This window comes from Chitinophaga sp. 10T418, assembly GCF_056394125.1.
The window spans coordinates 239,480-266,393 of the sequence record NZ_JBFTHG010000003.1 but is presented as its reverse complement, the minus strand read 5'-3'; the positions used below and the strand labels follow the sequence as shown (position 1 = coordinate 266,393).

At 46.0% G+C, this 26,914-nt stretch carries 18 protein-coding genes; 12 read left to right on the top strand and 6 right to left on the bottom strand.

Annotated features, from left to right (window positions below; translation table 11 throughout):
• The first annotated feature begins 6 nt into the window (after positions 1-6).
• Genes kduD through AC1DCV_RS09205 form a run of 4 tightly spaced genes read left to right on the top strand, consistent with a single transcriptional unit; the run spans position 7 to position 4,357 of the window.
• Positions 7-768, top strand: a complete 762-nt coding sequence (gene kduD / locus AC1DCV_RS09220) for a 2-dehydro-3-deoxy-D-gluconate 5-dehydrogenase KduD (protein WP_477022935.1) — start codon at positions 7-9, stop codon at positions 766-768.
• 30 nt (positions 769-798) lie between these two features.
• Positions 799-1,854 carry a LacI family DNA-binding transcriptional regulator gene (locus AC1DCV_RS09215; protein WP_477022934.1) on the top strand — a complete coding sequence of 352 codons (1,056 nt, stop codon included), beginning with the start codon at positions 799-801 and terminating at the stop codon, positions 1,852-1,854.
• A 22-nt stretch (positions 1,855-1,876) separates the two neighbouring features.
• The gene (locus AC1DCV_RS09210; RefSeq protein WP_477022933.1) at positions 1,877-3,073 is read left to right on the top strand and encodes a glucuronyl hydrolase; all 1,197 of its coding nucleotides are present in this window, start codon (positions 1,877-1,879) and stop codon (positions 3,071-3,073) included.
• 18 nt (positions 3,074-3,091) lie between these two features.
• The gene (locus AC1DCV_RS09205; RefSeq protein WP_477022932.1) at positions 3,092-4,357 is read left to right on the top strand and encodes a DUF2264 domain-containing protein; all 1,266 of its coding nucleotides are present in this window, start codon (positions 3,092-3,094) and stop codon (positions 4,355-4,357) included.
• Here AC1DCV_RS09205 and AC1DCV_RS09200 read toward each other — a convergent pair.
• From AC1DCV_RS09200 to AC1DCV_RS09175, 6 genes are all read right to left on the bottom strand, one after another.
• A complete protein-coding gene (locus AC1DCV_RS09200) occupies positions 4,354-5,841 on the bottom strand; it encodes a DUF255 domain-containing protein (RefSeq protein WP_477022931.1) in 1,488 nt (495 codons plus the stop codon). The two genes, AC1DCV_RS09205 and AC1DCV_RS09200, sit on opposite strands and share 4 nt — an antisense overlap.
• A 43-nt stretch (positions 5,842-5,884) precedes the next feature.
• Entirely contained in the window at positions 5,885-6,421 is a 537-nt protein-coding gene (locus AC1DCV_RS09195) for a GNAT family N-acetyltransferase (protein ID WP_477022930.1), read from the bottom strand.
• Between the two features lie 126 nt (positions 6,422-6,547).
• The gene (locus tag AC1DCV_RS09190) at positions 6,548-10,504 is read right to left on the bottom strand and encodes a Pls/PosA family non-ribosomal peptide synthetase (protein ID WP_477022929.1); all 3,957 of its coding nucleotides are present in this window, start codon (positions 10,502-10,504) and stop codon (positions 6,548-6,550) included.
• A gap of 431 nt (positions 10,505-10,935) precedes the next feature.
• Positions 10,936-11,355: an SRPBCC domain-containing protein gene (locus AC1DCV_RS09185; protein WP_477022928.1), complete on the bottom strand. Its 420-nt coding sequence runs from the start codon at positions 11,353-11,355 to the stop codon at positions 10,936-10,938.
• A 742-nt stretch (positions 11,356-12,097) separates the two neighbouring features.
• Positions 12,098-12,841, bottom strand: a complete 744-nt coding sequence (locus AC1DCV_RS09180) for a hypothetical protein (RefSeq protein WP_477022927.1) — start codon at positions 12,839-12,841, stop codon at positions 12,098-12,100.
• A 211-nt stretch (positions 12,842-13,052) separates the two neighbouring features.
• A complete protein-coding gene (locus tag AC1DCV_RS09175) occupies positions 13,053-13,883 on the bottom strand; it encodes a bifunctional transcriptional activator/DNA repair enzyme AdaA (protein WP_477022926.1) in 831 nt (276 codons plus the stop codon).
• 431 nt (positions 13,884-14,314) lie between these two features.
• Between AC1DCV_RS09175 and AC1DCV_RS09170 the strand changes: the two genes are divergently transcribed.
• The 8 genes from AC1DCV_RS09170 (at position 14,315) to AC1DCV_RS09135 (ending at position 26,868) form a co-directional block, all read left to right on the top strand.
• Positions 14,315-16,387, top strand: coding sequence for a carboxy terminal-processing peptidase (locus AC1DCV_RS09170; protein WP_477022925.1), 2,073 nt, complete (start codon positions 14,315-14,317; stop codon positions 16,385-16,387).
• Between the two features lie 102 nt (positions 16,388-16,489).
• Positions 16,490-17,050 (top strand): RNA polymerase sigma-70 factor, encoded by a 561-nt coding sequence (locus AC1DCV_RS09165; protein WP_477022924.1) that lies wholly within the window; start codon positions 16,490-16,492, stop codon positions 17,048-17,050.
• A 51-nt stretch (positions 17,051-17,101) separates the two neighbouring features.
• A complete protein-coding gene (locus tag AC1DCV_RS09160; RefSeq protein WP_477022923.1) occupies positions 17,102-18,256 on the top strand; it encodes a FecR family protein in 1,155 nt (384 codons plus the stop codon).
• Between the two features lie 93 nt (positions 18,257-18,349).
• Complete coding sequence (locus AC1DCV_RS09155) at positions 18,350-21,907, top strand: SusC/RagA family TonB-linked outer membrane protein (protein ID WP_477022922.1); 3,558 nt, start codon at positions 18,350-18,352, stop codon at positions 21,905-21,907.
• Entirely contained in the window at positions 21,907-23,403 is a 1,497-nt protein-coding gene (locus tag AC1DCV_RS09150; RefSeq protein ID WP_477022921.1) for a RagB/SusD family nutrient uptake outer membrane protein, read from the top strand. The genes AC1DCV_RS09155 and AC1DCV_RS09150 overlap by 1 nt, the downstream gene beginning before the upstream one ends.
• A gap of 25 nt (positions 23,404-23,428) precedes the next feature.
• Positions 23,429-24,322 (top strand): hypothetical protein, encoded by an 894-nt coding sequence (locus AC1DCV_RS09145; RefSeq protein ID WP_477022920.1) that lies wholly within the window; start codon positions 23,429-23,431, stop codon positions 24,320-24,322.
• A gap of 23 nt (positions 24,323-24,345) precedes the next feature.
• Positions 24,346-25,740 carry a TlpA family protein disulfide reductase gene (locus AC1DCV_RS09140; protein WP_477022919.1) on the top strand — a complete coding sequence of 465 codons (1,395 nt, stop codon included), beginning with the start codon at positions 24,346-24,348 and terminating at the stop codon, positions 25,738-25,740.
• A 24-nt stretch (positions 25,741-25,764) separates the two neighbouring features.
• Entirely contained in the window at positions 25,765-26,868 is a 1,104-nt protein-coding gene (locus tag AC1DCV_RS09135) for a redoxin domain-containing protein (RefSeq protein ID WP_477022918.1), read from the top strand.
• Positions 26,869-26,914 lie beyond the last annotated feature (46 nt).

Below are 26,914 nucleotides of genomic sequence, written 5' to 3'. Positions count from 1 at the left end.
TATACAATGGATTTATTTCAATTAAAGGGCAAAACGGCCCTGGTGACAGGTTGCAAACGTGGTATTGGAAAGGGCATGGCCGTGGCGCTGGCCGCAGCAGGTGCAGATATCATTGGTGTTTCTGCTTCCCTGGAGCTTAGTGGAAGTGAGGTAGAGCAGGAAGTAAAAGCATTGGGCCGTAATTTTAAGGCGTACCAGTGTGATTTCTCCAACCGGACCGCCTTATATGCATTTATCAAACAACTGGAACAGGATGTACCGGTAATAGATATATTGATCAACAATGCAGGTACTATCCTCCGCAAACCCGCTGCGGAACACCCGGATGAGTATTGGGATGAAGTGATCAACATCAACCTGAATGCGCAATTTATCCTGACCCGGGAAATTGGCAAAGGAATGATTGCCCGTGGAAGCGGAAAGGTTATCTTTACAGCATCTCTCCTCACCTTCCAGGGAGGTATCAATGTTCCGGGATATGCTGCCAGTAAAGGAGCTGTAGGTTCGCTGGTAAAAGCATTTGCCAATGAATGGGCTTCCAAAGGAGTAAATGTGAACGCCATAGCGCCGGGATATATAGCAACTGATAATACAGCTGCTCTCCGGGCGGATCAGCAGCGTAGCAGCAGCATACTGGATCGTATTCCGGCAGGTCGCTGGGGACAACCGGAAGACTTTGCAGGGCCTGCAATATTCCTGGCCTCCAGGGCAGCAGATTACGTACATGGTACTATCCTTACCGTGGATGGTGGCTGGATGGGAAGATAACAAAACATTTACCGCTAATAGCCTCTATACATGAGCAAACAACGTACAGAAAAAACAATTGTGGACATTGCGGAAGAGCTGAAACTCTCCGTATCTACCGTTTCACGCGCCCTGAATGACAATCCTAACATCAGCGCACGTACGAAAGATAAAGTGAAGAAGATGGCCCGCAAACTAGGGTATCGTCCCAATGCGCTGGCTGCCGGGTTGAGGAATAATAAAAGCAAAACAATCGGACTGATAGTACCGCGTATTTCTATGTTTTTTCCTGCGGCTATCAGTACCATCATCCAGAATAAACTGCAGGAACATGGTTATAACCTGATCATTTGTCAATCTAATGATTCATATGACCAGGAAGTAGCGTTGGTAAATACCCTGTATTCTGCCAGGGTAGATGGGCTGGTGGTATCCACTACGCTATACACCACCGACTTTTCTCACTTTGATGTATTTAAGGACAACAATATTCCATTAATATTTTTTGACCGGGTGCCCAAAGATTACAATGTAAAAGTGATCAAGGGAGATGATTACCTGGGTGGACATACGGCTACCACGCACCTGATAGAAAAAGGTTGTAAAGACATTGTACATATATCCGGCCCGCTGACGAGCAATCTGTATGTGGAAAGAGTGGCTGGTTATAAAAATGCTTTGCAGGAACATAAATTGCCATTTAAGAAAACACGCATTTTTTATCATGAACTCACCCGTGAAAATGCATGGCAAACCTGCGAAAAGATTTTCGCGCAACCACCTTATCCGGATGGTGTTTTTGCTTCCAACGATACCACCGCGATTACCATTATGGAGTATTGCCGTAAAATAAATGTGCGGGTGCCGGAAGACCTGAAAGTAGTAGGCTATTCCAATGATCCGCGCACGGAAATAGTTACACCACCTGTAACCAGCATAGACCAATACCCGGCTATGATGGGAGAAAGAGTGGTGGCTGCTTTAATGGAACTGATCAACACTGCAGCTTCCACTGTACCACGTTATTCACAGGAGATAATACCTATTCAACTGATAGCACGCGAATCTTCCGCCGGTACGGCAAAGATCAATGGCAAAAAGAAATGATCATTTTATAATCACGTTATTTATGAAGAAGAACCTGTTCTTTACGGTAATATTATTACCGGTGATGGTGATGCAATCGTATGCACAATCCGGTAAAGCAGACAAAGCATTACTGGTGAAAGCTGATGCTACCCTGCAGTTTGCCGCACGTCAGTATAAGTTGATGATGACTCATGTACCGGACAGCCTGTTGCCACGCACCACCAATACCAAAGATGACAGCCTGATAACTTCCAACTCCACCTGGTGGACTTCCGGTTTTTATCCTGCCACTAGCTGGTACCTGTTTGAATACACGAAAGACCCAGCCTTTAAAGCTGAAGCGCTGAAACGCATGGCACTGGTACAAAAAGAACAGTTTAATACCCGTACACATGATCTCGGCTTTATGATGTATTGCCCATTCGGCAACGCATTGCGTATTACCAGAGATCCTGCTTATAAAGCCATTCTGCTCACCAGCGCAAAATCTTTATCTACCCGCTTTAATCCCACCATTGGCTGCATTAAATCCTGGGATCATGGCACCTGGAAATTCCCGGTAATCATTGATAACATGATGAACCTGGAGTTACTGAACTGGGCTACCCGTGAAAGTGGTGATAAGCAGTTTGAACAGATTGCACGTACACATGCCAATACCACCATGAAGCATCATTTCCGTCCGGATTACAGTTCCTATCATGTAATAGATTATGATCCGGCTAATGGGGCCGTATTAGGACGTAAAACGCATCAGGGAGCAGCAGACAGCTCTGCCTGGTCACGTGGTCAGGCATGGGGACTGTATGGTTATACTGTGATGTATCGTGACACAAAAGACAAAGCTTACCTGGAACAAGCCCGTCACATTGCGGAGTATATCCTGAACAATCCAAAAATGCCGGCAGATTTGGTACCTTACTGGGACTATGATGCACCGGGCATTCCTGATGCATTGCGTGACGTTTCTGCTGCTGCGGTGGCAGCATCTGCATTGCTGGAGCTGAGTCGCTATACAGGCAAAACGGAAGGCAAGCGTTACTGGAATGCAGCAGAAACCATGCTGAACAGCTTATGCAGCCCGGCTTACCTGGCCAAAGAAGGAGAGAATAATGATTTTATTTTAATGCATAGTGTGGGATCTTTGCCACATAAATCAGAAGTAGATGTACCGTTGACATATGCTGATTATTATTTTGTAGAAGCATTGCTGCGGTACAAACAGTGGGCTAAATAAGGCGTTAACAATTATTCCATGGACAGACGATTTTTTATTAAAGCTATTCCCATGGCGGGGGTGGCTGGCACCATCGGTTCGGATAAAGGACTGCTGAAGGCAATGGCGGCCGAAAACCTGCCAATGGATGCAGCGGATGACAGGAACTACAATGTAGACCTGCTGATTCGTATATGCCGTCCCGTTATCAGTAAGTTAAGCCAGGGAAAACTAAAGGCTGCTATGCCTACAGAAGTGGCTCCTGATTATGCCAAGCCGGTGGATAAAGTCACTTACCTGGAAGCATTTGGCCGAACACTGGCAGGATTGGCGCCCTGGCTGGAACTGGGCCCGGACCAAACCGTGGAAGGCAGTAAGCGCATCGAGATGTTGGAAATGACGCGCAAAGCCATTGCCATGGCCGTGGACCCTGCCTCTCCCGATTACATGAACTTCACCGGCAAATTTGATGCGCAACCATTGGTCGATGGTGCGTTCCTGGCCCACGGCCTGATGCGTGCACCCAAAGAACTGTGGGGAATGCTGGCGCCCAAAACACAGCAACAGGTAATAGATGCTTTGATCAGCTTGCGCAGTATCAAAGCGTTTAACAATAACTGGGTGCTGTTTTCTGCCATCATAGAAGCCATGCTGCTGAAATATGGTGCTGCCTGGGATCGTAAGCCGATAGACCTGGCAGTGCAGAAGATCATGGAATGGTATAAAGGAGATAGTATGTATGGTGATGGTGCACATTTTCATTACGACTATTACAATTCCTTTGTGATACAACCTATGTTGGTGGACGTGTTGAAAGTAATGGTGGAAAAGAATGATGAACAAAAAGAAAACTATGAACTGGCGTTGAAACGTATGCAACGCTATAGTGCCATACTGGAAAGACAAATATCACCCGAAGGCACTTTTCCGGTAGTGGGTCGTTCTATGCCTTACCGCAATGCGGCCTTCCAGGCCCTGGCACAAACTGCACTGGAGAGAAAACTGCCGGAAGATATTTCACCGGCACAGGTACGGTGTGCACTAACGGCTGTGAATAAACGAATTTTTGATACACCCGGTACATTCGATAAAAAGGGTTGGTTACAGATCGGTTTCTGCGGGCATCAGCCGGAAATTGCTGACGTATATACATCTACCGGAAGTTTGTATTTATGCACTACCGGTTTCCTGGCGCTGGGCTTACCAATGGGAGATCCTTTCTGGATGGGCCCCGCACAGTCGTGGACGGCTAAGAAAGCCTGGGCTGGTGCCACCGTTAAAAAGGATCATTCTATCGATTACTAATGCAACATTTCCTTCGCCGTCAGTATACCTGGTTCGGCGATGATCGTTTTTAATATAGCGGGAGAAGATATATAACTAAATATATTTTCTGCCGCTTTTTTGTATGCGGGATTTCCGTATTGAGAAAGCTCCTCCAATACCCGGCAGGCATCTATGTTTTCACTGAGTACTTCATCAGGTGGCAGGTACTTATTGTTGTTACTGAAACTGTATAGCGCCTTGTTTTTTCCGGTAAAATGTGCGAGCATGTAATTGGCTGTTTCTTTGGCCGCGGAGAGGGCGGTTGTATCGCCACTGAATTGTGCGTAGTGTAGCAACGCCTGGCAGAGATATAGTTGATCCGCGAGTGCTATACTGCCGGTGAAAGCGCGGTCATGTACGTAGCCGCCATCGGATTGCCTGAATTTCTCCTGGATGGCCTTCAATATATTACCGGCGTTAGCCAGATAGTTCTTATTTTTTGTAGCGGTATACATATGCAGGAAAGCATCTGCGAGTTGCGCATTTTCTTTTGCATAACAGGTGCTGTCTATATGTGGAATACCTTGTTGATAGCGATCTGCAGCGGACAATGCAAAATAACCGCCTGCATGTTCTCCTGCCTTCAAATCTGCGTCCTGTGAATTGTAATACAGTTGTTCATTGCTGTGCAGAAAAGTATCCAGATAGCTGATTATTTTTTGGGCATGCTGTAATGCACTGCTATCTTTTGTTGCAGCATAATATTGGGCATATATTTTTATGTATCTCGCCTGTATGCTGAGTATTTTTTCAAAGTGCGGATGCTCCCAGTCGCCGTTGGTAGAGTATTGATAAACGCCTCCCCAGGCAGGATCATTGATACGGTAAGAGCCATGGATAGTGAGGGGGAGCCATTTCTTTAACTGTGGATTTGCGTTAAAATGACGCAGGGCATATTCAATCCCATCGTATTCCAGGAAGTGTTGCTGCATATCATAACCACCATCTGCCATATCCAGGTATCCGAAGAAATTTTTCCGTACAAATGCGGCGGTGGCAGCCGACCATTTACCAGGTACAGCTGTATTGATAACTGCTTTTTTTTGTGGTTCAATATAACGGTAACTATTGTACGTTTTTTGCAGCAACGGGAGAAAGTCGGCGGGACTAAAGTAGCCGGCTTGCTTTAGCAGCTCTCTGCCATCTTCATGAAATATAATGGTGGCGGGCCAGCCATAGTCCTTGTATTTTGCATAAAGGTCTGGTCTTTTATCCTGGTTGGCTTTTATACAAATGTAGTTTTCAGAGAGATAACTGATCACTGCCGGATTTTCATAGGTAGAATCATCCATCACATGGCACCAATGACACCAGCTGGCACCAAGGTCCAGCAATACCGGCTTATGTTGCTGACTGGCCAGGTCAAAAGCATGCTGATTAAATTCCTGCCACTGAATGGTTTGGCTGTTGGCGGTAAATGCGCCAAGGCTGAGAAGTAGGACTATGATAAACCTGTTTAACACGGGATCGTTTAACAAGCATATACGGGGTTAGCAGATTTTTGGTTTATTCCTGATGGCCGGTTTTCCCGGGAAATAGCGTTACCGGTTTTTTCCCATCTTCGGTTAACCATTTTTCATATACCAGTCGCACCGGTTCATAATCTTTCGATGCTAAAAACTGTTGCATACGTACATTGTTAGCAAGGGTATATCTTACAATCCTACGTATGCCTTTCTCTATATAAATACTTTCCAGTTTTTCATTCATTAGTTTGTAAATGCCCTGCCGGCGGAATTCCGCGGCCACATAGCCGTCAGATACATAGAGGGTATCGTTCGTGTAATCTTCTATACGACTTTCATCCGCTTCTTCCAGGTAGGCAAAAATAAAGCCTGCCGGTATATCATCTGCATACGCGAGTAAGCAGGTGCCATCGCAGATTTCCTGGGTTTCTATGACATGTTGCATATAGTTATCCGCAATGCTTTCCCAGGTGGCAGTTTTTAGAAAAAATTCTTTTTCGGAGATATGTAACTGCTGCATCATGCCACTGATAAGGGCGTAATGGTCACGGATTTGTATAGGCTTGATTGTTACCATGAACTGGTTGTGTTAATAAGATAGCGGCTTGGATGATCTATAATAAGTGTCCATCAACGGGTATTACATCTCCCAAAGTATATGCGTAACAGGCAGTGATATTATACGTCCCTGCCTGTTACATGGTTAATCCGGTTTCACCGGGCTGCCGGTCCAGTTGGTACCGGATTGCAGTTTCTCTCCTTTCATCACCAGTGATAATGGCGCGATGTTTACATCATCACCAATTTCACTATCGTATAAAATGATAGACCTGGCGCCAATACTGCTTCTTTCGCCTATTTTGATAGCGCCTACTTTCATTACACGGTCTTCAAACAGATGTGTTTGTGGTCCGCTGTCTTCGTTGAGTACGCTGTCGTTACCTATTTCCACCATATCAAATTCGGTGATGTCTGCGGTGTTCAGTACTACGCGGCGGCCTGTTTTTACGCCGAGTAACCGAAGGAATACAGGCAGCCAGGGCGTGCCTTTCAGGTACTCCAGCAGGAATGGAATAGAGAGTGCTTCGTAGGTAGAGGTGATCATTTCACTGCGCCATACTTTAGAGGTCCACATAGGACTTTGCAACGGCTTGTAAATGCCGGTGATAGTCCATTTGAGGATAACTGTGAACAGGAATGCCGGTAAACCCAGGAAGAACAGGTAATAGAAAGGGAACTGCAGCAATATCATCCACCAGGGTTTGTCGGTAACCAGGTCATGTGCGTAGGCAATGAAAAGGATACTGCAACAAATCACTACGGTTTCAGGAATGAGTATGCGTATGAACTCCACGGTAGCCCTGGCCAGTTTGCGTTGTGGCGAAGGGTGAGTGGTGAGTTCAGGTGGAAAGAAATGACTTTCCTGGCGGCGCGGAAGCGCAATGGCGGGCGACCCAAACCAGTCGCGTGCATTGCTGCCTGCCAGTTGCTCTTTTGATGGTGGTGTGGATAGCACACCGATGAGCATATTTTCCGGCAGTTCATAGCCCTGTGGTATCAGGGCACTGTTGCCTACAAAGCTGGTATTGTGAATGATTGTTTTTTCGAGGATCAGTTGTTGTCCGCGTACATCTGATTCGCCCAGTGTTACCGCATCGGCAATAAAGGCGCCATCGCCTATTTCCAGCAGGGGATGGGTAACGCTGCTGGCAGTAGATACTTCTGTGTTCTTACCAATTTTAGCACCCAGTGCACGGAACAGGGAGGAAATATATACAGTAGCAAAAATGGGATGTATTACAATCAGGGATAAAGACATCAGCTGATCGGCAAACCATTTACGGGCATAAAAAGCGCTGTAAATAGGATAGGTACCGGGTTTKATGCCCCATTGCAATAAGCGGGTCAGCACCACTGTTTGCGTGGTGAATAAAATAATATAGCTCAGTGCCAGTGCCGGCGTAATCACCATGTAGTTAAAGTTATAATCCGGTGCCGCATTATCCATTTGGTTAAGGGTAATGATGGTGGGTAATAACGGTAATAATACGGTGAACGGAAATACCAGCAGGAACAGGGAAAAGATGATACTGTATTTAGTACGGGTAGCTTTAGACACATGTAGTGGCTGAGGCAGTTCGCTGATGCTTTTGGTGACTTTTAATTCTGCAGGGCTGCCTTGCCATACTTCACCGGTTTTAGCAGTGGTGTTGGCAGAGAGGAAGCTGAGGTCCTGTAATTCGCTCCAGGGTTCCATCACCGTATCTCCACCAATAATAGCACTGCTGCCTATATAGGCATGATCGCCGAGGTGAACGGTACGTAGTTTCAGCAGACCATCTTCCACCCAGGCATTATTGATCACTGCCTGGGAGCTGATACTTACATCGCTGCCAATAGTTACAAGATCTTCCGCACCAATAGTAACGGCGCCCAGTTGTGCATCCGGCGCTATTTTTACGCCCAGCATCCGTAGATAAGCGGGATATAATGGGGTACCATTCAGGAATTGGGAAGGCATGAGGCGCTGGATAGTTTTTACCAGCCACCAACGGAAATAATAGGTGCCCCACACCGGGTAATCGCCTGCTTTCATTTTTCCGATGACCACCCATTTAGTGGTGATGATGAGCGCAGAGAATACAGGTGGCAGCAGGCAGAACATGATCAGTGCAGTGAGGATGGCGTATCCCAGATGACTGGTGGCTTGTTCTACATAATAGTAGCCCAGGTAGGGAAGGAATATCTGCATCGCAAATAATCCGAAGATCACCAGTACGGCTACTGTTTGTGCTGTCCAGCAGCTAAGGTGTCTCCACCAGGGTACCTTATTGAAAACGCGGTTTTGTTGTTTGCCTGCCTGTGGTTGGGCTGCCCAAACATTTACCAGTTCCTGTAAGGGGCGGTGTATATAAATATCTTTGAGAGAAGCCTGTGGCACATTGGCTTCCCGGCGCAGTCGTGATACCACAGCGGCAGCCAGCAAAGAGTGGCCTCCCAGGTCGGTAAAGAAATCCTGTTGCAGGTCAATATTGCGGTCAGGAAATACTTTAGAGAGAATGATTTTTATTTTGTCCTCCAGTGGTGCATTCGGATCGATAGCTTCATGGGTAGTGACCTGCGTAAAGGCAGCCGGTATGGGCAATGCTTTACGGTTTATTTTGCCGCTGGGTAAGCGGGGCATGTCGTCCAGTACCTGTATGATGCCCGGCACCATATAGGGGGGTAATACTTTGGCGAGTTTGGCTCTGAGCTGTGATTCGTCAAGAGGTTGGTCATCTCCCTTTACTATATATCCTACCAGTTGATCCTGGTCATTACCATCTTTTTTAACGGCTACAGCGGCGGCTACTACGCCATCCATGCTATGGAGCTGGTTTTCTATTTCTCCCAGTTCTATGCGATAGCCGCGTAATTTGATCTGATCATCGAGGCGGCCCTGGAAATCGATGCTACCATCGGGTAAGATGATAGCGGCATCGCCGGTGCGGTATAAGCGGTTGCCGGGCAGTTCGCTCATAGATGCTGGTTTATCCACAAATTTTTCGCGGGTCAGTTCGGGGCGGTCTATATAACCGGCGCCTACACCGGGACCGGAAATTACCAGTTCACCTCGTTCGCCTACGGGCAATATGTCCAGTTTTTCATCTACCACGGCCATGTTGTAATTGGGTAATGGTTGACCGATGGTGATGTAATCGCCGGGTTTCAATGCCGCAAAAGTAGCGCTGACGGTTGTTTCCGTAGGGCCATAACTGTTATAGAAATGGCGGGGAGGCGCTGCCCAGCGGGCCAGCACCTGTGGTGTACAGGCTTCTCCGCCAGCATTGATCAGACGCAGGGTGGGGATGTTATCATCCATAATAGCCAACAGACTGGGGACTGCATGGAGTACGGTGATTTTTTCGCGGCGTAATACATCTCCCAGTTCATCGATGGCTTTGGCCGTTGTTGCATCGGCTACCCAGAGGGTGGCGCCCACAAAGTAACTGAGCCAGGTTTCTTCGCACCACATATCAAAGGATACAGAGAAGCCCTGGTATACTTTGTCGGTGGCGCTTATATTTAAAACGGTTTGTTCTGCTCTGATCAGGTGACATATCTGCCGGTGGCTGATAGGAATACCTTTGGGTTTACCGGTACTGCCGGAAGTATACAGTACATAAGCGAAGTTATCGGGTTGAGGACCTGCACTGAGCTGGAATGTTTCTGTGCTGTCGGGTACGGGTGGTACGGTTAATACGGCTGCATCGAGTTGCAGGGGAACTTCGCTGAAACAGGCAGCGGCCTTTACTTCTGTCAATACACCTTCTACACGTTCTGCAGGCATTTCCCGGTCCAGTGGCACATATGCCGCACCGGCCTTGATGATACCGAGTATCGCTACATGCAGTTCAAGTCCACGCGGCCACCATATACCTACCACACTTCCGGGACCTATTCCCCTGGATTGAAGGGAAGCTGCTACCGCATCACTCCAGTGATCCAGCTGTTTATAGGTAAGTGTTTGTTGTTGGAATATCAGCGCGGTATGATGTGCATGCGCGTGCACAGCCTGTGAAAAAATGTCTGCCAGGGTTTCATGGTGGAGCAAATCTGGCTGCTGGGGCCCCTTAACTATACTATAAACATTCATAAGTTCGCGTTCCCGTAGGTTCATTGGTGTTTGGTAATGACAAAGTTACTGGTAAGAATCGGAGTAGCGGCTTATAATACCCTTAAAAATAATAGGTTGTTTGGGAAAATTTGCGTATAATCTGAGAAGATGCTATGTTTCGTAAAGTCCCGCGAATCGGCCGAGGAAATGGCAACAGGCATACTGGTTCACATCTGGCGAAACAGACAACAGTTACTGCAGCAGTTGATGGTCTGGCATCAAACTACACCAGTAACAGCCGATCGGATAAAATCGTGTAGTCATGCCCGGTATGGCAGTGCGGATGAGCATACACAAGCCAACTGGGATGTATTGAATGGGGAATGTATAAAAAGCGAAGCATATAGATATTTCGCGAATTACCGTTACCACTGCAAATTTATGAGAAGCATTCATCCCAGATCCCCTGAAAAGTTCGTTTCGCGGGATTTGCTTTATGGGAAGATTGTTTCGGCTATTTTATCCAGTACATTTTCCCAGTAGGCTTTCATGCGGTTTCTGTCGGCTTCGTTCTGCAGATGTTCCTGGTGAAAGCTGATGGTTGTTTTTTCTTTAGCGGGAATGGCCCTTATCTGCAGGGTAGATGCAGTAGGTTCGTCTTTTCTTTGCCATTTCATACGGATTACTTTGCCGACAGTAACGGTAGATACGCTGATGGTGATACCGGTTTTAGTGGTGTAGGTATTGCCTTTCTGAAATGGGAGATCGGCTTTATCGTCCAGCCAGGATGCCAGAATGGGTTGTGTGAAGAGCAGTACCCAGGCCTGGTCCGAAGTGAGGGGAAATGTACGGCGTATGCCCATTTCCCAGCCTTGTGAGGTTGTTTGTCCAACGGGTGTTTTCGCGGATGCCATGTTTTTTTTGACCAAGGTATAAAAAAAGGGAGATATTGGAATATGTAACCTGTTGATACTAAATATTGTTATTGTAAATATTTGTCTCTTATTGAAAACAAGGATATTTATACGTGAAAATGTAAAATATTTTTTTATTTTTAAGTAAGCTTAAACGATTGTGAAGCCGATAACCGTGCAATAACAACAATCAATAAACCGAGCGTATCATCTGAGCAGATAGTTAGTCGAGTAAGAATCCGAGTTAAGAGTAAATTATTAAACCAAAATCTGAATACACATGAGTAATTTATTACGCATGCCCAACGGGTATGTTGCACTTATCATCTTATTTGTGGCCTTATACCCAATGTAAAATATTTCCTCGTCTAACCGGGCAGGCGCTTTTCAGTGCGGGTCCTTATTTTCATAAGCAAAAACGGGGCTGTCCTTCACAAGCGGGCAGCCCTTTTTATTTTTGGCCGGGATCAGGAAAGTGTATCATTATGTTGGCTCCGTTGAGTCTATGCTTAACACCCGATACGTAACTATAGTAGCCCTGCAGCAGAGGTGGACTTGATGCGGGGATGAGGTTAGGATGTATAACCGGGATGAAATTGCATCAGCAAATGGATGGAGGTGAAAACAGGTCATAGCGGCGCTGCTTCAGTGTTAGGCTGTAGCTGTGGAAAGTGATAGACGATTGAAAGAAAGCAGGTATAAAGGGGGTATTCATCAAAATATCTCCGGGGGCAAGATCGCTTTATTCCAGTTGAATGACAGCTGGATATGCGTGTGTATAGATAAGTTTGGGAAGCAATTTCGTCCGCTTGGGGTAGGTGCGTTTATGAGTATGTTTGGGTGCCTTTGGCGCTGCCACTGCAATAATATCGGCGGCCATGTATTGCCTGTTGCCGGATGGGCCATCCCTGTACATCGCTCTTACCTGGAAAACCACTACCAGTGAGCCCTGCCCGGGTACATCCAGCGAAACATTTGTTTCCTGGAAAGTGGTATCCGTATCTATCATGAGCGTAACTGTTTCGCTACCTGCCACCTGGCGTGATATAAAATCAATGCGTGTAGCGATTACTTTTACTTCCAGGGCAGCTATACCTTTATACCCGGCGATGGTTTGTGCCGGAATATTTAATATCCCGTTAGGGAGAAGCCGTGGAGCCACCGGAAAAAAACGATCTACTCCGGTATGCTGATGGAAGCGGAAGCCTGTGATGGCGGCGTGATGATCGCCGGCAGTAATGAGCAGCCTGTTGAGCCGATTGATGTGGGCGCCGTCACAATGGATATCCAGGTGGGGGTAGAGCGCTTTACGGATAAAAGCGCCTTTCCTGCTGGCGATGCCAAAGCGCCGGGAGGCGCGGCGGGTAGCAGCCGTTTGCTGCACGCTTTGAGGCATGCTGCGCAGAAAGTAGTTGCCATTGCGCTTATACCCAATGAGATTGCCGAGTTTTCCCGTAAAAGAAATGACAGACATTTGTTTTGCCATGGGAGATTATTTTGATTACTATAAATATAACATAATCCGGGGAACCTGTTTTGGGAACAGATGGAAGATTAGCTAAAGGGAGTGTAATGGGTATTGTTTAATATTCAATGATAGTTCGGGAAGATTTGAGAATGACAAATGCGGCATTTAGAGCATATTGAAAAAAGATATTCCCCAACTTTTCAACCTGATCCAAGATACTGATGCCTGCTTATTTTCCGGATTTATGTGCTGCTTCCCATCCTATGATGGCATTTTTGCGGGTGCTTCCCCAATGATATTCCCCATAGTCGCCGGTGGCTTTTATAACACGATGACAGGGGATGAGAAATGCCACAGGGTTTTGTGCTACTGCGGAGCCTACTGCTCTGGATGCTTTAGGATGACTGATTTCTTCTGCCAGGCGCGAATAGGTGGTGAGGTTCCCCATCGGAATTTTCAGCAGAGCTTCCCATACTTTCAGTTGGAAGTCGGTACCCCGGAGATGCAGTTTTATTTCAGACAGCCGGCTCCAGTCCTGCGTAAAAATATACAGGGTATTTTGCTGGATAAGGTCTACTACCTGGGTAAACTGTGCATGAGGGAATTGTTCTTTCAGTGATAGGAGGGCTGCATCGCGATCGTCTGCAAAGGCCATATGACAAATACCTTTGGGCGTAGATGCTACGATAATATTGCCGAAAGGACTTTCTGCGAAGCTATAATTGATTTGCAGGGCCTTGCCGCCGTTGCGGTATTCGCCGGGTGTCATGCTTTCGATGTTAATAAAGAGGTCGTGCAGGCGCCCGGTTCCGGAAAGGCCTGCTTCAAAGGCTGCATCGAACACGGTAGCTTTTTCTTCTCTGAGTATATTTTTTGCGTAGTCCAGTGTGAGGTATTGCAGAAATTTTTTCGGTGTTACGCCTGCCCACTCTGAAAATACCCGTTGAAAATGAAACGGGCTCATATGTACTGCGGCAGCTACTTCCTGTAAATCAGGCTGTGTTTTAAAATTGCTTTTGATGTAGTCTATTGCTGTTGCAATTTTATCATAATTGTTCATGGCTCTTAATTTTAAAACAAAGGTAGCGGCATGAATGTCGGTAAAAAACCCGGTTATTGCTAAGTAAAGGGAATCATTTACAGGTAGCCGGAAAGATGAAAAGGTACTGAAAACGTAGGCATAAATATGTTTGTTCCAGATTTTTATGGAAAAGCAGAGGTTTTAATTAATTTCGAAACTACAATAATTTCAATCGATTGATTTTTGTTAATACAGGATTGATTCCCGCCAGTTTCTCACGTGGATGCGTACCAGTAAAATAGGTAGGGATGAGCTGGCCGTGAAACAGATGGCCGGCAGCTGCTGGAACTGGAACATACGCTGTCCTGGAACTATTCTCATTTTAATCTTGAAGCCTTTTTTAAACAGGCTCACCCCTCATTCACCCTTTCCGGATTTTTCGTGTCTTCCTGATGTATCAATGAATCATCATGACAGCGAGACTGAAGTTACTGTTACTATTACTGGTAGTTACGCTACCGGCATTTTCTTATGACCATCACTCAGATAGTTTAAAGGCCGCGCGCCAGGGCATTATAAAATTAGTGGTAGCCAGGTTGGAAAGAGATCATTACTCCCCGAAAGAAATCGGTGATGCATATTCGAAGGCCGTGTGGAAAAGATTTATCACCGCCATAGATGATTATAAATCTTTGTTTTTGCAGGCAGACATAGCGCAGTTACAAGCCTATGAAACTACTATTGATGACGAGTTACATCAGGGCGATGTGCGTTTTTTTAATGTTGCTTTTCCTTTGTATCAGCAGCGGGTAAGGGAAGCTGCATGGATAGCAGACAGCATATTGCAGCAGCCGGTTTCTTTGCGTTCAAAAGAGCAGGTGTTGTTAAACCGCCATGATGCGGCTTATCCTGCTGATGAAAAGGAGCGTGTAGCCATCTGGCGTAAACGTCTTACCTATGAAGTGTTGAAGCGGATGATGGAATCGGCCACCGCAGATAGTGTGGGCAAATTGCCATTGGCGCAACAGGAGCAGTTGGCGAGGGGAAAAGTGCAGCGCTGGTTTAAGCGTTCCTTCAGCAGCTTGCAGGCCAGCACGGCGGAAGACAGCAAGTTTGCCTTGTATGTAAATGCAGTAGTATTTGAAATGGATCCGCATACCGCTTATAATCCGCCGGCAGATGCGCGGTTGTTGCAGGAACAGATGGCGCATCGCTATTATGGGCTGGGAATGGAGCTGGATGTGAAGAATGAAGAGATTTTTATCAAGCGGTTAATAAATGGAGGTGCTGCTTTACATAGCGGGCTTGTGCAGGAGAATGATCACCTGGTGCAGGTAAGCAGCAAAAGCGGCGACATGGTAGAAGTAGCTGGTATGCCATTGAATGATGTGTCGCGGCTTATCCGCGGTGACAAAGGCACTACGGTGAAACTGGTATTACGTAAAAGTAACGGCAAAGAATCAATGGTGGCCATTGAGCGGGGCATCGTGACAGAAGATGAAACTGCTGCGAGAAGTGCGGTGATTCATCAGCAGAACAAGAAGATCGGCTATATTTATTTACCTTCTTTTTATGCTGATTTTGAAAGAAGAGATGGTGTGCATTGCGCGGATGATATTGCGAAAGAAGTAATGCTTTTACAAAAAGCACAGGTAGATGGCATTGTAATGGATATGCGTAATAACCCTGGTGGCTCATTAGACGAGGTGGTGAAGATGCTGGGACTTTTTCTGCCCCCTGGCCCCAAGGTACAGTTAAGAAAGAGAGATGGGGTGGTGTTATACAATACGGACTCCACACAACCCTGGCTTTACAAAGGTCCTTTAACGGTAATGATCAATGAAAACAGCGCTTCTGCAGCAGAAATTTTTGCAGCAGCGATTCAGGATTATCATCGTGGCATCATCATCGGCAGTGCTTCTTCCTATGGGAAAGGCACGGCGCAGGCTACGCTCCCAATGGGCAAAGCAGGCGATCCCGACAAAGGCATCCCTACCCAGTTGTTTGGCAGCATTGCATTGACACAACATAAGTTTTACCGCGTGAATGGAGCATCCACACAACAGAAAGGTGTGATTCCTGATATTCTGTTGCCTGGTGTTACATCTTATATGAAAGTGCAGGAGCGGGATAATGCTACGGCGTTGCCATGGGATACTATTCCAGGTACCCTGTATTCAGATATACAGCGTCCGGAAGTGGACCAGCAGCTGATTACAGCGGGTAACCGTTTATGGAAAGAAGACCGGGTGTTTACCGGTGTACTGGAAAATACTACCTGGATGAAGCAGCACCAGGAGGATCCTGTGCCTTTGTCTTATGATGCATTTAAGCAACATCAGCAAAAGCTGCAGGCACATATAGATACGCTGGGTAATATATGGAAACTGCCGGTAGGAAAAAGAATGACATTAACGGGAACGGATATACTGGCAGACAGCGCTTTGCAACAGCGATATGAAAAGTGGATGGAGGCAACAGGCGAAGATGCTTATCTGTTAAAGGTAGCAGAGATCATGCAGCAGATGGATAGCCACTTGTGAAAAATGTTTTAGCATGAATGCCGGCTTTTCTGTTCCTTTTTATATTTTGTGGATATAAAATACAAGATCAACCAGTTTTCATGAATAAAAATGTTCGGGGTTATGGCGGAATATGATAATGAAGAGTTGTCGCCCTCCATTGATCCGGCGACCTTTGCCACATTATTCCGCCAGCATTATTCTCACTTATGTACCGTTTCTTTTCGTGTAGTCGGCGACAAGGATACTGCCAAAGATATTACGCAGGATTTCTTTCTTCACTGCTGGAATAAACGTGCTACACTGCCAATTGTCAAGAATTTCAGCAGTTATGCTTTCCGTGCGGTACGGAATGCATCTTTAAATTATCTCCGGCAATCAGGGCCGCTTTCTTTTGATATAGCAGATGTGGAGGAGCTGGCGGAGCTACCGGAAGAGGAAGGTTTGCCAAGGGAAGAGTTACACAAAAGGCTTTGGGCGATCATTGACCAGCTKCCGGAGCAACGCCGCATTATTTTTTTACTCAGCAACCGTGATGGATTGAAGTATACGGAAATTGCGGGGCGGTTGAACATCTCTGTAAATACCGTTAAAACACATATCAGGCTGGCGTATCAGATGCTGCGTAAGGAGTGTATCTGGTTGATCCGTGGCCTGGTGTATTTATTTTTTTTGATAAAGTAATTATTGTCATTCACCCTTTCTCATAAATGAGTGTCTATAACGTATATGGATATGCCGGAAAAAGATATTAACTGGGATAAACTGCTGCATCAGCTGGAAGAGGGCGCCGAAGGGACGCCTTTGTCGGCCGGTGAAGCAGAGATAGTGCAGCTATCCGGAGCCATACATCCTTATCTGCAGGAAGCAGCTGAAGAAGAACAGGAGTTTCCAATGGCAGAAGGATGGGAGCGGTTTCAACGTTCCCTGCCGGCTGCTGAACGGTTTAGCGATAAGCCGGTGTTGAAACGTGTACACTATCTGCGCTGGAGCATCGCCGCAGCAGTGGCAGCACTACTAACGTTTACCAGTATACGGTTTTTTCAATCGCAACGGAAAGCGCCGGCCATTGTTAAAGCCAATCTGCCGCCTACTTCAAAAGTGCGGTTATCATTATCAAATGGTCAGCAGGTGTTATTGGCCAATGGAGAGCAGCAGTTGCAGGAAACAGGTGGTACCACTATTAATGCCAGTGATACTATGATTGTGTATCAGCCCGGAATGGCGGCTGGTGCGGGAACAGAAATGAATATACTGGAGGTGCCACGTGGACATCAGGCCAGACTTGTATTGGCAGATGGTACACAGGTGTGGGTAAATGCCGATTCCAGGCTGGAATATCCTGCTGCATTTAACGGAAGTCGCCGGGAAGTGAAGATTACCGGGGAAGCTTATTTTGAAGTAGCCAAGAATGCGAAGCAGTCCTTTATTGTAAAGGCCAATGAAATGGAGGTGAAAGTATTGGGTACCGCTTTTAACATCAACACCTACGATCATCAGATTCATACAACACTATCAACAGGAAAAGTAAGTGCTACGGTCAACAATACAGCGGTGGTACTGCTCCCCGGAGAACAGGCGGTTTATAATGCGTCCGCATCGGGGCTCAGTAAACGAAAAGTAGATGCCAGAGTATTTACTGCCTGGAAAGACGGAGATATTTATTTTGAAGAAGCCAGCTTAAAAGAGATTGTCCATAGCCTGGAACGCGAATATGACTACACTATTCACTTTGATGACCCTACCCTGGAGCGCCTGCATTTTACGCTGGATATGCGTAAAACGGGCGCCCTGCAGGATATACTGGATAACATCGCCAGTACTACGGGTAAAGTAAAATTCAGAACAGTGAACAGAACAATTATTGTAAGTAAACCAGGAAAAGAATAACAACATAGTAACCAACATTTATCAACCATCGTTGAAACGGTCACGGGATTTCGTATAAGCATGTCCGTTTTATTTTAAAATCGCTGTACAACAATGAACAGATTATTTAAGCTGCCATCAGCCGCAGGGGCTGTGCATGGCGTAGCTATGTCTTTATTGCTGCTGTTGCTATGTATGTCATGCCCGCAATACTTATCTGCCCAGGACTTTCCTGCACTGGATAAGAAATTTACTTACAAAGCAGTCAGGAAATCATTGCCGGCTGTGTTGAAAGACATTCGTGTTATTACGGGTATACGGTTTACCTATAATGTAGAAGAAATAGAGCAGCAGCCCCCCGTTACAGTAGATGCGAAAGATATGCCACTGCGGGACCTGTTGAAACAGCTGCTGGAAAAAACAAGCCTGACTTATAGCACAGGGCTGGCAGGCATCATCATTTTTCCCCGGGTTGAACCGGAAGTGCAGTCGGAACGGAAGGGTTTTCTGGTGAGCGGACAGGTAACGGACAAGCAGGGCGCGGCGTTGTCCGGTGTAACTGTGCAGGCAGTAGCATCCAAAGTAGGTACGAATACAACGGAAGATGGAATGTTTTTCCTGGTGGTATTGGAGACAGATAAGCTACGCGTTACCCGCTTGGGCATGAAGCCCATGCTGGTGGGGGTGAAACAGAATGTATTTGCGAAGATTATGATGGATTCTGTTATCCAGGAAATCCGGGAAGTAGTGGTGAATGGTTACCAGGTGATCGATAAGCGTATGTCTACCGCAGCGGTATTTAAACTGGATGCTGCAGACATTATGCAACCGGGACAATCGACGGTGGATAAGATGCTGCAGGGCAAGGTACCCGGGCTGATGATAGTGAATAATTCCGGTAGCCCGAATGCCGTACCTAAAATGAGGATTCGCGGTACTTCTACTTTTATTGGTAATGCGGCGCCGGTGTGGGTAATAGATGGGGTGATCAAAGAAGATCCGGTAGATCTCACGCCTGCACAGCTGAACGAAGCGATGGGCGGTGCGCAGGGAGCCAACTTTGCCATTATAGGCAATGCCGTATCCGGACTGAATCCATATGATATTGAAAGCATGACCTTCCTGAAGGATGCTGCTGCTACTGCCGTTTACGGGGTTCGTGCAGCCAATGGCGTTATTGTGATCACCACAAAGAAGGGAAAGAGTGGACCGGCACAGTTGTCTTATAATGGTACGCTTACTTTTCAGGCAAGGCCCTCCTATTCCCAGTTTCAGCTGATGAATTCCCGGCAGCGGGTGGATCTATCCAGGGAATTGTTAAAGGAAGGATTGAAGAATTATAACATCCCAAAGAATGTGGGCTATGAAAGTTTAGTGCAAAAATTTTTGAATAAACAAATTACCCTGGATGAATTGAACGCCGGCACTGCCGCTATGGAGTCGATCAACACCGACTGGTTTTCCAGTTTATTCCGTCCTGCCCTGAGTAACAGCCATTCCCTGAGCCTGACGGGGGGAAATGAGAAAACCAACTATTATACTTCCTTTAATTATGCCAATAACGGAGGCGCAGCAAAAGAAGACGGAAATAAACAATACAGTGTATTGTTGAACCTGCACGGAGTGTTAGGTAAACGTCTCACGATAGATATTGGTGCCAATGCCAGTTATATCAGGTCGTCCGGATACTACAATCTGAATCCTTTCGACTACGCGGTAACAGCCTCCCGTACTATAGATAAAGATCTGTTGACGGATGCAGGTCTTTCAGATAAATTACACAAGCCGCTAACGTACAACTTTGCAAATGAAATAAACCAGAGTACCAATACGGCCACCACTACTAATACGATGTTAACCGCCTCGCTGAATTACCAGATTTCCCGGGCATGGAAGTGGAACACTTTACTTAGTGGTCAGTTGGGAAGTACTGAAGGAATGCAGGCCGCGTACGATCGTAGCTACCTGGTGTCAAACATCAGGCAATATGATTTTGGCGAAGCCGTCACTGATAGTATGAGAAAATCATCTCCCCTGCCTTATGGAGGCATTGCCAATATTAATCATGAAAACATGGTAGCGCTGAATATGCGCAATCAACTGGAGTATAACCGGGCTGTTTTTGGCACGCGTGACCGGGTATCCATTATGGTGGGAAATGAAATAAAATCATTACAACGTAAAGGTTTTTCTTCTGTGGAACTGGGGTATTTCCCGGACAGAGGACAGACTTTTTTTTCTGATGAATATAATGTGGGTGGCAATGCTACCAAAGGATCCACGTATTATCACAAGCCTATTATCGTCAATACACTGAATAATAACATAGGTTTTTATGCAGCGGCCACTTATTGTTTAATGGGAAAATACGTATTGAGTGTAACCGGCAGGGCCGATGGCTCCAACCGGTTCGGACAATATTCCAATCAGCGCTTTTTACCTAACATGGTATTCTCCGGTAGCTGGGATGCAGGGCGTGAGTCCTGGTTGAGCGACAGCCGTATTATCAGCGGGCTGCGTTTTCATGCTTCCTATGGTACACAGGGAAATGTGGTAGACCAGGTAGGACCGGAGCTGATAGCCTCTTATCCTTCATCACCGATAGATCCGGGTAGCGGCGAATATATACTGCATACCAAGAGCCTGGCTTATCCTAACCTGCGCTGGGAGAAAACGTACCAGTCAAATGGAGGTGTAGAATTGTCTTTGTTTAACGGTCGCATCATGTTTAACGCAGAAGCCTATATGAAAAAGAGTGTGGACCTGCTGGCGACCAAAGAGCTGCCTTTTGAATATGGCATCAATAACATGGTGGTCAACGCTGGAAATATGACGAACAGTGGGTTTGACCTGTTTTTGCAGGTAGTACCACTGCGTACTGATAAGACGGAAATTTCCTGCGACTTCACTTATGCAAAAAATTACAACAACATCATTAGCAGTCAATACGCTAATCTCTATACCAATTATTTAGCGGGTAACGCATTGATTCCGGGTAAACCTATTAACAGTTTATGGTCATACGCCTATGCAGGGCTGGATCATAATACCGGGATTCCCCGTTTTAGCAATACCGGCACTTTCAAAGGCGCAAATGCTGATCCTGCCAGCTTCCTGGTGTATTCCGGGCGGAAAGATCCGCTTATTACCATGGGCTTTAATCCCCGGGTAAGATATGGTGCCTTTACACTTAATCTGAATATGTACCTGAGCTATGGTAATTATAAGCGCCTGAATCCTATTTACGGAGAAGGTATTAATGGTGGTGCGCCGCTTCCATCATGGAATATGCCGGTACTGCTGGCGCAAAGGTGGCGCAAGCCGGGTGATGAAGCATTTACAGATGTTCCTGCCTTTGGAGAAGAAAGGCATGTACCGATACCTTCTTTGCAAAGTGGAGAAGATGTATACAAGATGTATGACCTGTCAGATCTACGGGTGGTTAATGCCAGTTTCCTGCGATGCCGTACTGTGAATATTTTTTACCGGTTGTCGCCTGGCATATGCCGCCAGGCAGGTGTGAAAGGCGTGAATATGGGCGCCGCTATATCTAATCCGTTTACTATTGCCAGCAAAAAATTACTGGGACAGGATCCTGAAACATTGGGTACTGGCGCCACCGCATTGCCGGTTACAAGATCCTATTCTTTCACGCTTAATGTTATGTTCTAATGAAAAGGGTATCAATAACAAGGATCATCTGTATCCTGGTGGCGTTGACAGGCATGGTTTCCTGTAAAAAATTTCTTGCGGAAAAATCACAAACGGATATGACGCCAAAGTCTACGGAAGACTATAGCCAGTTATTATTTGGCGATGGCTATCCTTTGGATAATGTGGTGCTGCAGCCGCAGTTGCAGTTTATGGATGATGACGTACAATGTTATAATACGCCTTTGCTGGCTACCAGTCAAAAGGCAGTATTTGGTAATATGCCTGCTTTCACCTGGCAACCCGGTTTCCTGGAAGCAGCTACCCGGAATGGTAGCCCGGATGCCGCCGCCTTTAATTCATGGACGAATTATTATAAACTCATTTTAGGCTGTAATGTGGCCTTGCAGGCTGTTGATGGTAGTATAGGCAGCGATGCCGCCAAAAGGCACCTTAAAGGGCAGGCTTTGGGGCTTAGAGCATATTATTATTTCATGCTGGTGAACTTATATGGCCGGCCTTATAATGACAGTACCACTACTCCGGATAAAAGTTTAGGCGTACCGCTGCGACTGGATGCTAACTTATATGAAACATATCCAACCAGGAATACAGTGGCGGAAGTATACCGGCAGATCAGCCAGGATATAGACAGTGCCTGTATTTTGCTGGATGTGGATAAGATTAATAAAACGGCCTACCGGTTTAATTATATCGCGGCGCATTTCCTGGCATCGCGGGTAGCGTTGTTCATGGAACAATGGGATAAGGCGATTGCCCATGCTGGTATGGTGATGCAGTATCATCCGCAGTTGATGGACTTTTCAAATATCAACCTGGATGAGGGACAATTTATAATGAATACCGTGACAACGGAAAATATATGGCTGTTTGGTAGCTATGAAGAACATAAGCCTTACGGATTTAATATGGCGTATGCTTTTTCTGCTTCACTGGCTAAAACCTATGAAGCCGGCGACTTGCGGGGCTTCCTGTATTTTGTGGAAGTACCTGATTTTCTGAAGCCGATTTTAGGAATTGATTACAGCCAGCGAAAATTCAATGTGGGCGCAGAGAATGTAAGGGGAACCGCGTGGCGCAGTGCAGAGATGTATCTCAACAGGGCGGAGGCGAATATACAGTTGTATAAGTTATATGGTAAAGCAGAAGCGGCGCAACAGGCATTAAATGATCTGAATACTTTGCGGCAGCATCGTTTTGATCCAGGTGCTTATCAGCCACTGGAATTAGCTACTGCAGATGTGATGTTGCAGCAGTGCCGTGCTGAACGTCGCCGGGAATTTTTTAGTGAAGAAGGACATCGCTGGTTTGATCTGCGCCGTTATGGTATGCCGGCTATTACGCATGTATTTAAACCTTCCCTGAGTACGGTGGCAGTATATCGCCTGAGAGCGCGTGATCCGCAGTATGTATTACCAATACCGGATGTGGTGTTACAGCGTAACCCGGCACTGGTGCAAAATCCGCAAAGTACCGGTGCAAGATTACCGGAATAAATCATCACTTTTAATTTATTGCTGTATGCGTATATACTTCCGTTATTTCAGATCTGATATTTTGTGGCTGCTACTACTGCTGACCGGCATTTTTGCCTGTAAGCGGGAAACAGCGCCAACACCTTCCGGTGAAAAATATGGTTACCAGTTACCGCAGGGAAATCATCCGTATGATGATGCGATTGTAGCGTTTTATAAAAAGTATCACTGCTATATTTTATATAAATATACCCCGGTAGATTTTAAGTATGCTATCACTACTTCTCTGAGAGATACCTCCTGGCAGCCGGACCCGGCAGAGGTGGAACCGGCATTGAACCTGCTATTAAAGGAATGTTTGCAGTTGTATCCGGATAGTTTTTTACACCAGGTACTTCCTGACCGGATCCTATTGCCGGCACGGATCGACTCCCTGGTGTCGATTGCAGAATTTGGGCAACCGATTGTGTTTAAATATGTGAACAGTGTTGGTTTTGCTACCACCGATTATATGATGGCTTTTGCATGGGCGAATAATAAATTACCACAACAAACACCGGAGCAGTTAAGAATGCTGCGTGGATGGCTGCACCAGTGTTTATGGAAACGCGCCTATAATGCCAGGCAACTGGAAATGCCGGATAGCTTTGCCCTGTATAGTCCGGACTACATAAATATGAATGAAGACGATTTTTATGCAGCCGGCATGGTAGCTCGTATTCATGATGGGCGTACAATGAATAATCCCTATTGCCTTGGCCGGGATTTTACAGATTTCATCGCTGCCATTACCAGTAAGTCGGCCAACGAATGGGAACGTACCCTGCTATCGCCAGCGGTAGATGTAAGCGGCTTAATCAACGTGAAACGGGGTATTATTCTGCGCTATTACCAGCGTAAATACGGCATAGATCTGCAGGCTATCGGCAATCGACCCTGAACCTTTTTTTAAAATTATATTTTATGAGATACCGATTGATTTTATTATTGGCCTGTTTGTATACGCAGGTGGCATCTGCTGCCGCAAAGGCTGATCCCGGTGTAGATGTCAGCGTTTCCGTGAATGGGTTGAATATGGTCAGCATCAGTTACCTCGACCGGGTGAATCCAATGTCCGCCGCAAATATGACGGAAGGCTTGAATCTGGCTAACGGTAACGGCAGTTGGAAAGGGAAACTAAAAATCCCATATACACAGGTGATCTATATTAACAACGTACCGGTATTAGTGCATCCCGGTGATCAGTTATTGGTGAAGATGAGCCGCCGCCCTTTTAATGAACAGTTGGTGAACTGTGAAGATGCGGTGATTACCGGTAATCAGTCTGTCCGCTTACAGTTGCTGTACAAGTTGGATAGCCTGTATCGTTTCCGGGATAGTGCTATACTTAGTACCGGTTTTGAAGCGTTTAAAAAGATCCTGGAACAAAAACATGAGCTGGCGATGCGGTTAATTACCAGTGCACGTTTAACCGGAAAGGAAGATCTGTCGCTTACCTATTTGTATTTGAAAATGATGAAAATGCGGGTGAAGGGTTATTACGCTTCCCGGTATAAAGATGAAAATGTGCATGCGGCAAATACGCCCGTATTATTTAAAGCGTGGTTGCAGGAAGATGCGGAAGTAGATCATCCGTACCTGTCTCTGATAGCAGGTGATTCCTATGTATCTGCTTATATAACAGGTTGCGTGCCCGGTGCAGATGAAGGCCGGATGGCCTACCTGATGGAACACCTGGTGGGCGATCGTTTGAAGCATATGGTAGCGGGAAATGATGCGGTTAGTACGTTGCATTATAATGGAGCCAATGAGCACTTTACGGATATCTATGAATTGATACAGCAGAAGGTGAGTCAGCCGGAAATCCGCGCCTATTATGACTCGCTGTATCATGCATATCAACCCCTCAATTTAGGTCACCCGGCGTTTGATTTTACTTTAACTGATCTGCAGGGGAAATCTGTACGATTATCTGACTATAAAGGAAAGATGGTGATCATTGATTTGTGGGCTACCTGGTGTGCCACCTGCGTAGCGGAGCTGCCAAATTTTGAACGTATTGCTGATTCTCTCCAACAGGATGGTGCGATTGTATTTGTGTCTATTGCTTGGGATGAAGAAGCTGTCTGGAAGAGCTACCTGGATAAACACCCTAAAAGTAATGCGATCAAATTGCGGTTATCTCCTGATGAAAATGATAAAAACATGCAGGAGTTTGTAAAGCATTATCAGTTGACGGGTGTGCCGCGTTACCTGATGATAGACACGGAAGGTAAATTCCTGACTGCCTTTGCACCATTACCTTCTGATCCTGTTTATACCCAACTGCTGGGTATGTGGATGAAAATGAGAAAATAAATTTTAGCTGTAATAATTTTGTTTATGAAAAGAATACTAGCCATGCTGGCAATGGGTGCCGCACTGAATGCTTCCGCACAGAATAAGGTGGTCATCACCGGTACCTTGCCCGATTTACCGAACGATACCATGATGCGTTTGTGGACACCATTCCAGGAAGGATATGACTCAACGGTGATTAAGAATCATAGCTTCACTTTTAATAAAACCCTGACTACCGGTAGTGGTGGCGTGTTTATTATTGGTGTAGGTAGCATTAAAGATGAAAAAAAAGGAACTATTCTTTTCCTTGAACCAGGGGAAGTGAAGATTACCGGGAAAGGTCCTTATTTTCAGAATGCTACTTATAGCGGATCTCCTTTTATTAAAGATTGGGTAGACATCTGTAATACGATACTGGATACATCGGCAGCTTTTTCTGAAAAAAGAAAATTAATTATCAGGCAGGAAGAAGCAGAAAATGTAGGTGATATGCTGACGTCAAATGAACTGCAACCCCAGATAGAAGCGTTTAACAAGCAGCAGTCAGAAGTGGCCAAAGTATGGATCAGCAAACATCCCAAGTCTTCGGTATCTGCTTACCTCATCGCCAATGTACTGAATAAAACCATGCCTAAAGATGAGTTGCTGGAGCTGTTGGGTAAACAACCACAGAATGTGCAGCGTGCTGCCAGTGCCGTTTTCCTGAAAAAAACAATGGGCATAGGACTGGATATGGGTAGCGTGGCGCCCAACTTCAGCTTACCTGATGTAAACGGTAAAATGGTTTCTTTGTCTGATTACAAAGGAAAATATGTACTGATTGATTTCTGGGCCAGCTGGTGCGGACCTTGTCGTGCACAAAATGCTTCGCTGAAAGCAGCGTACGAAAAATTCAAGGATAAAAACTTTACAATCCTGAGTGTATCTGCAGATGATAAAAAAGAAAAATGGCTGCAGGCAGTGGCGGAAGATAAACAGGCATGGGCACAGGTGTCTGACCTGAGAGCCTCTTTCAGTCCTGTTGCACAAGATTATCATGTAATGGCACTCCCGGTTAATTTCCTGGTTGGGCCTGATGGAAAAATTATCGGAATGGGATACATGAATGAGCGACTGGAACAGAAGCTCAGTGAGTTACTGAAATAATTGTCTGTCAAACATTTGCCCCGTATCTGCTCAGATACGGGGCTTT

Bases quoted from the DNA above. Each gene is read 5' to 3' on its own strand.
- kduD (WP_477022935.1), top strand. From the start codon at position 7: ATGGATTTATTTCAATTAAAGGGCAAAACGGCCCTGGTGACAGGTTGC.
- AC1DCV_RS09215 (WP_477022934.1), top strand. From the start codon at position 799: ATGAGCAAACAACGTACAGAAAAAACAATTGTGGACATTGCGGAAGAG.
- AC1DCV_RS09210 (WP_477022933.1), top strand. From the start codon at position 1,877: ATGAAGAAGAACCTGTTCTTTACGGTAATATTATTACCGGTGATGGTG.
- AC1DCV_RS09205 (WP_477022932.1), top strand. From the start codon at position 3,092: ATGGACAGACGATTTTTTATTAAAGCTATTCCCATGGCGGGGGTGGCT.
- AC1DCV_RS09195 (WP_477022930.1), bottom strand. From the start codon at position 6,421: ATGGTAACAATCAAGCCTATACAAATCCGTGACCATTACGCCCTTATC.
- AC1DCV_RS09185 (WP_477022928.1), bottom strand. From the start codon at position 11,355: ATGGCATCCGCGAAAACACCCGTTGGACAAACAACCTCACAAGGCTGG.
- AC1DCV_RS09180 (WP_477022927.1), bottom strand. From the start codon at position 12,841: ATGGCAAAACAAATGTCTGTCATTTCTTTTACGGGAAAACTCGGCAAT.
- AC1DCV_RS09175 (WP_477022926.1), bottom strand. From the start codon at position 13,883: ATGAACAATTATGATAAAATTGCAACAGCAATAGACTACATCAAAAGC.
- AC1DCV_RS09170 (WP_477022925.1), top strand. From the start codon at position 14,315: ATGACAGCGAGACTGAAGTTACTGTTACTATTACTGGTAGTTACGCTA.
- AC1DCV_RS09160 (WP_477022923.1), top strand. From the start codon at position 17,102: ATGCCGGAAAAAGATATTAACTGGGATAAACTGCTGCATCAGCTGGAA.
- AC1DCV_RS09155 (WP_477022922.1), top strand. From the start codon at position 18,350: ATGAACAGATTATTTAAGCTGCCATCAGCCGCAGGGGCTGTGCATGGC.
- AC1DCV_RS09150 (WP_477022921.1), top strand. From the start codon at position 21,907: ATGAAAAGGGTATCAATAACAAGGATCATCTGTATCCTGGTGGCGTTG.
- AC1DCV_RS09145 (WP_477022920.1), top strand. From the start codon at position 23,429: ATGCGTATATACTTCCGTTATTTCAGATCTGATATTTTGTGGCTGCTA.
- AC1DCV_RS09140 (WP_477022919.1), top strand. From the start codon at position 24,346: ATGAGATACCGATTGATTTTATTATTGGCCTGTTTGTATACGCAGGTG.
- AC1DCV_RS09135 (WP_477022918.1), top strand. From the start codon at position 25,765: ATGAAAAGAATACTAGCCATGCTGGCAATGGGTGCCGCACTGAATGCT.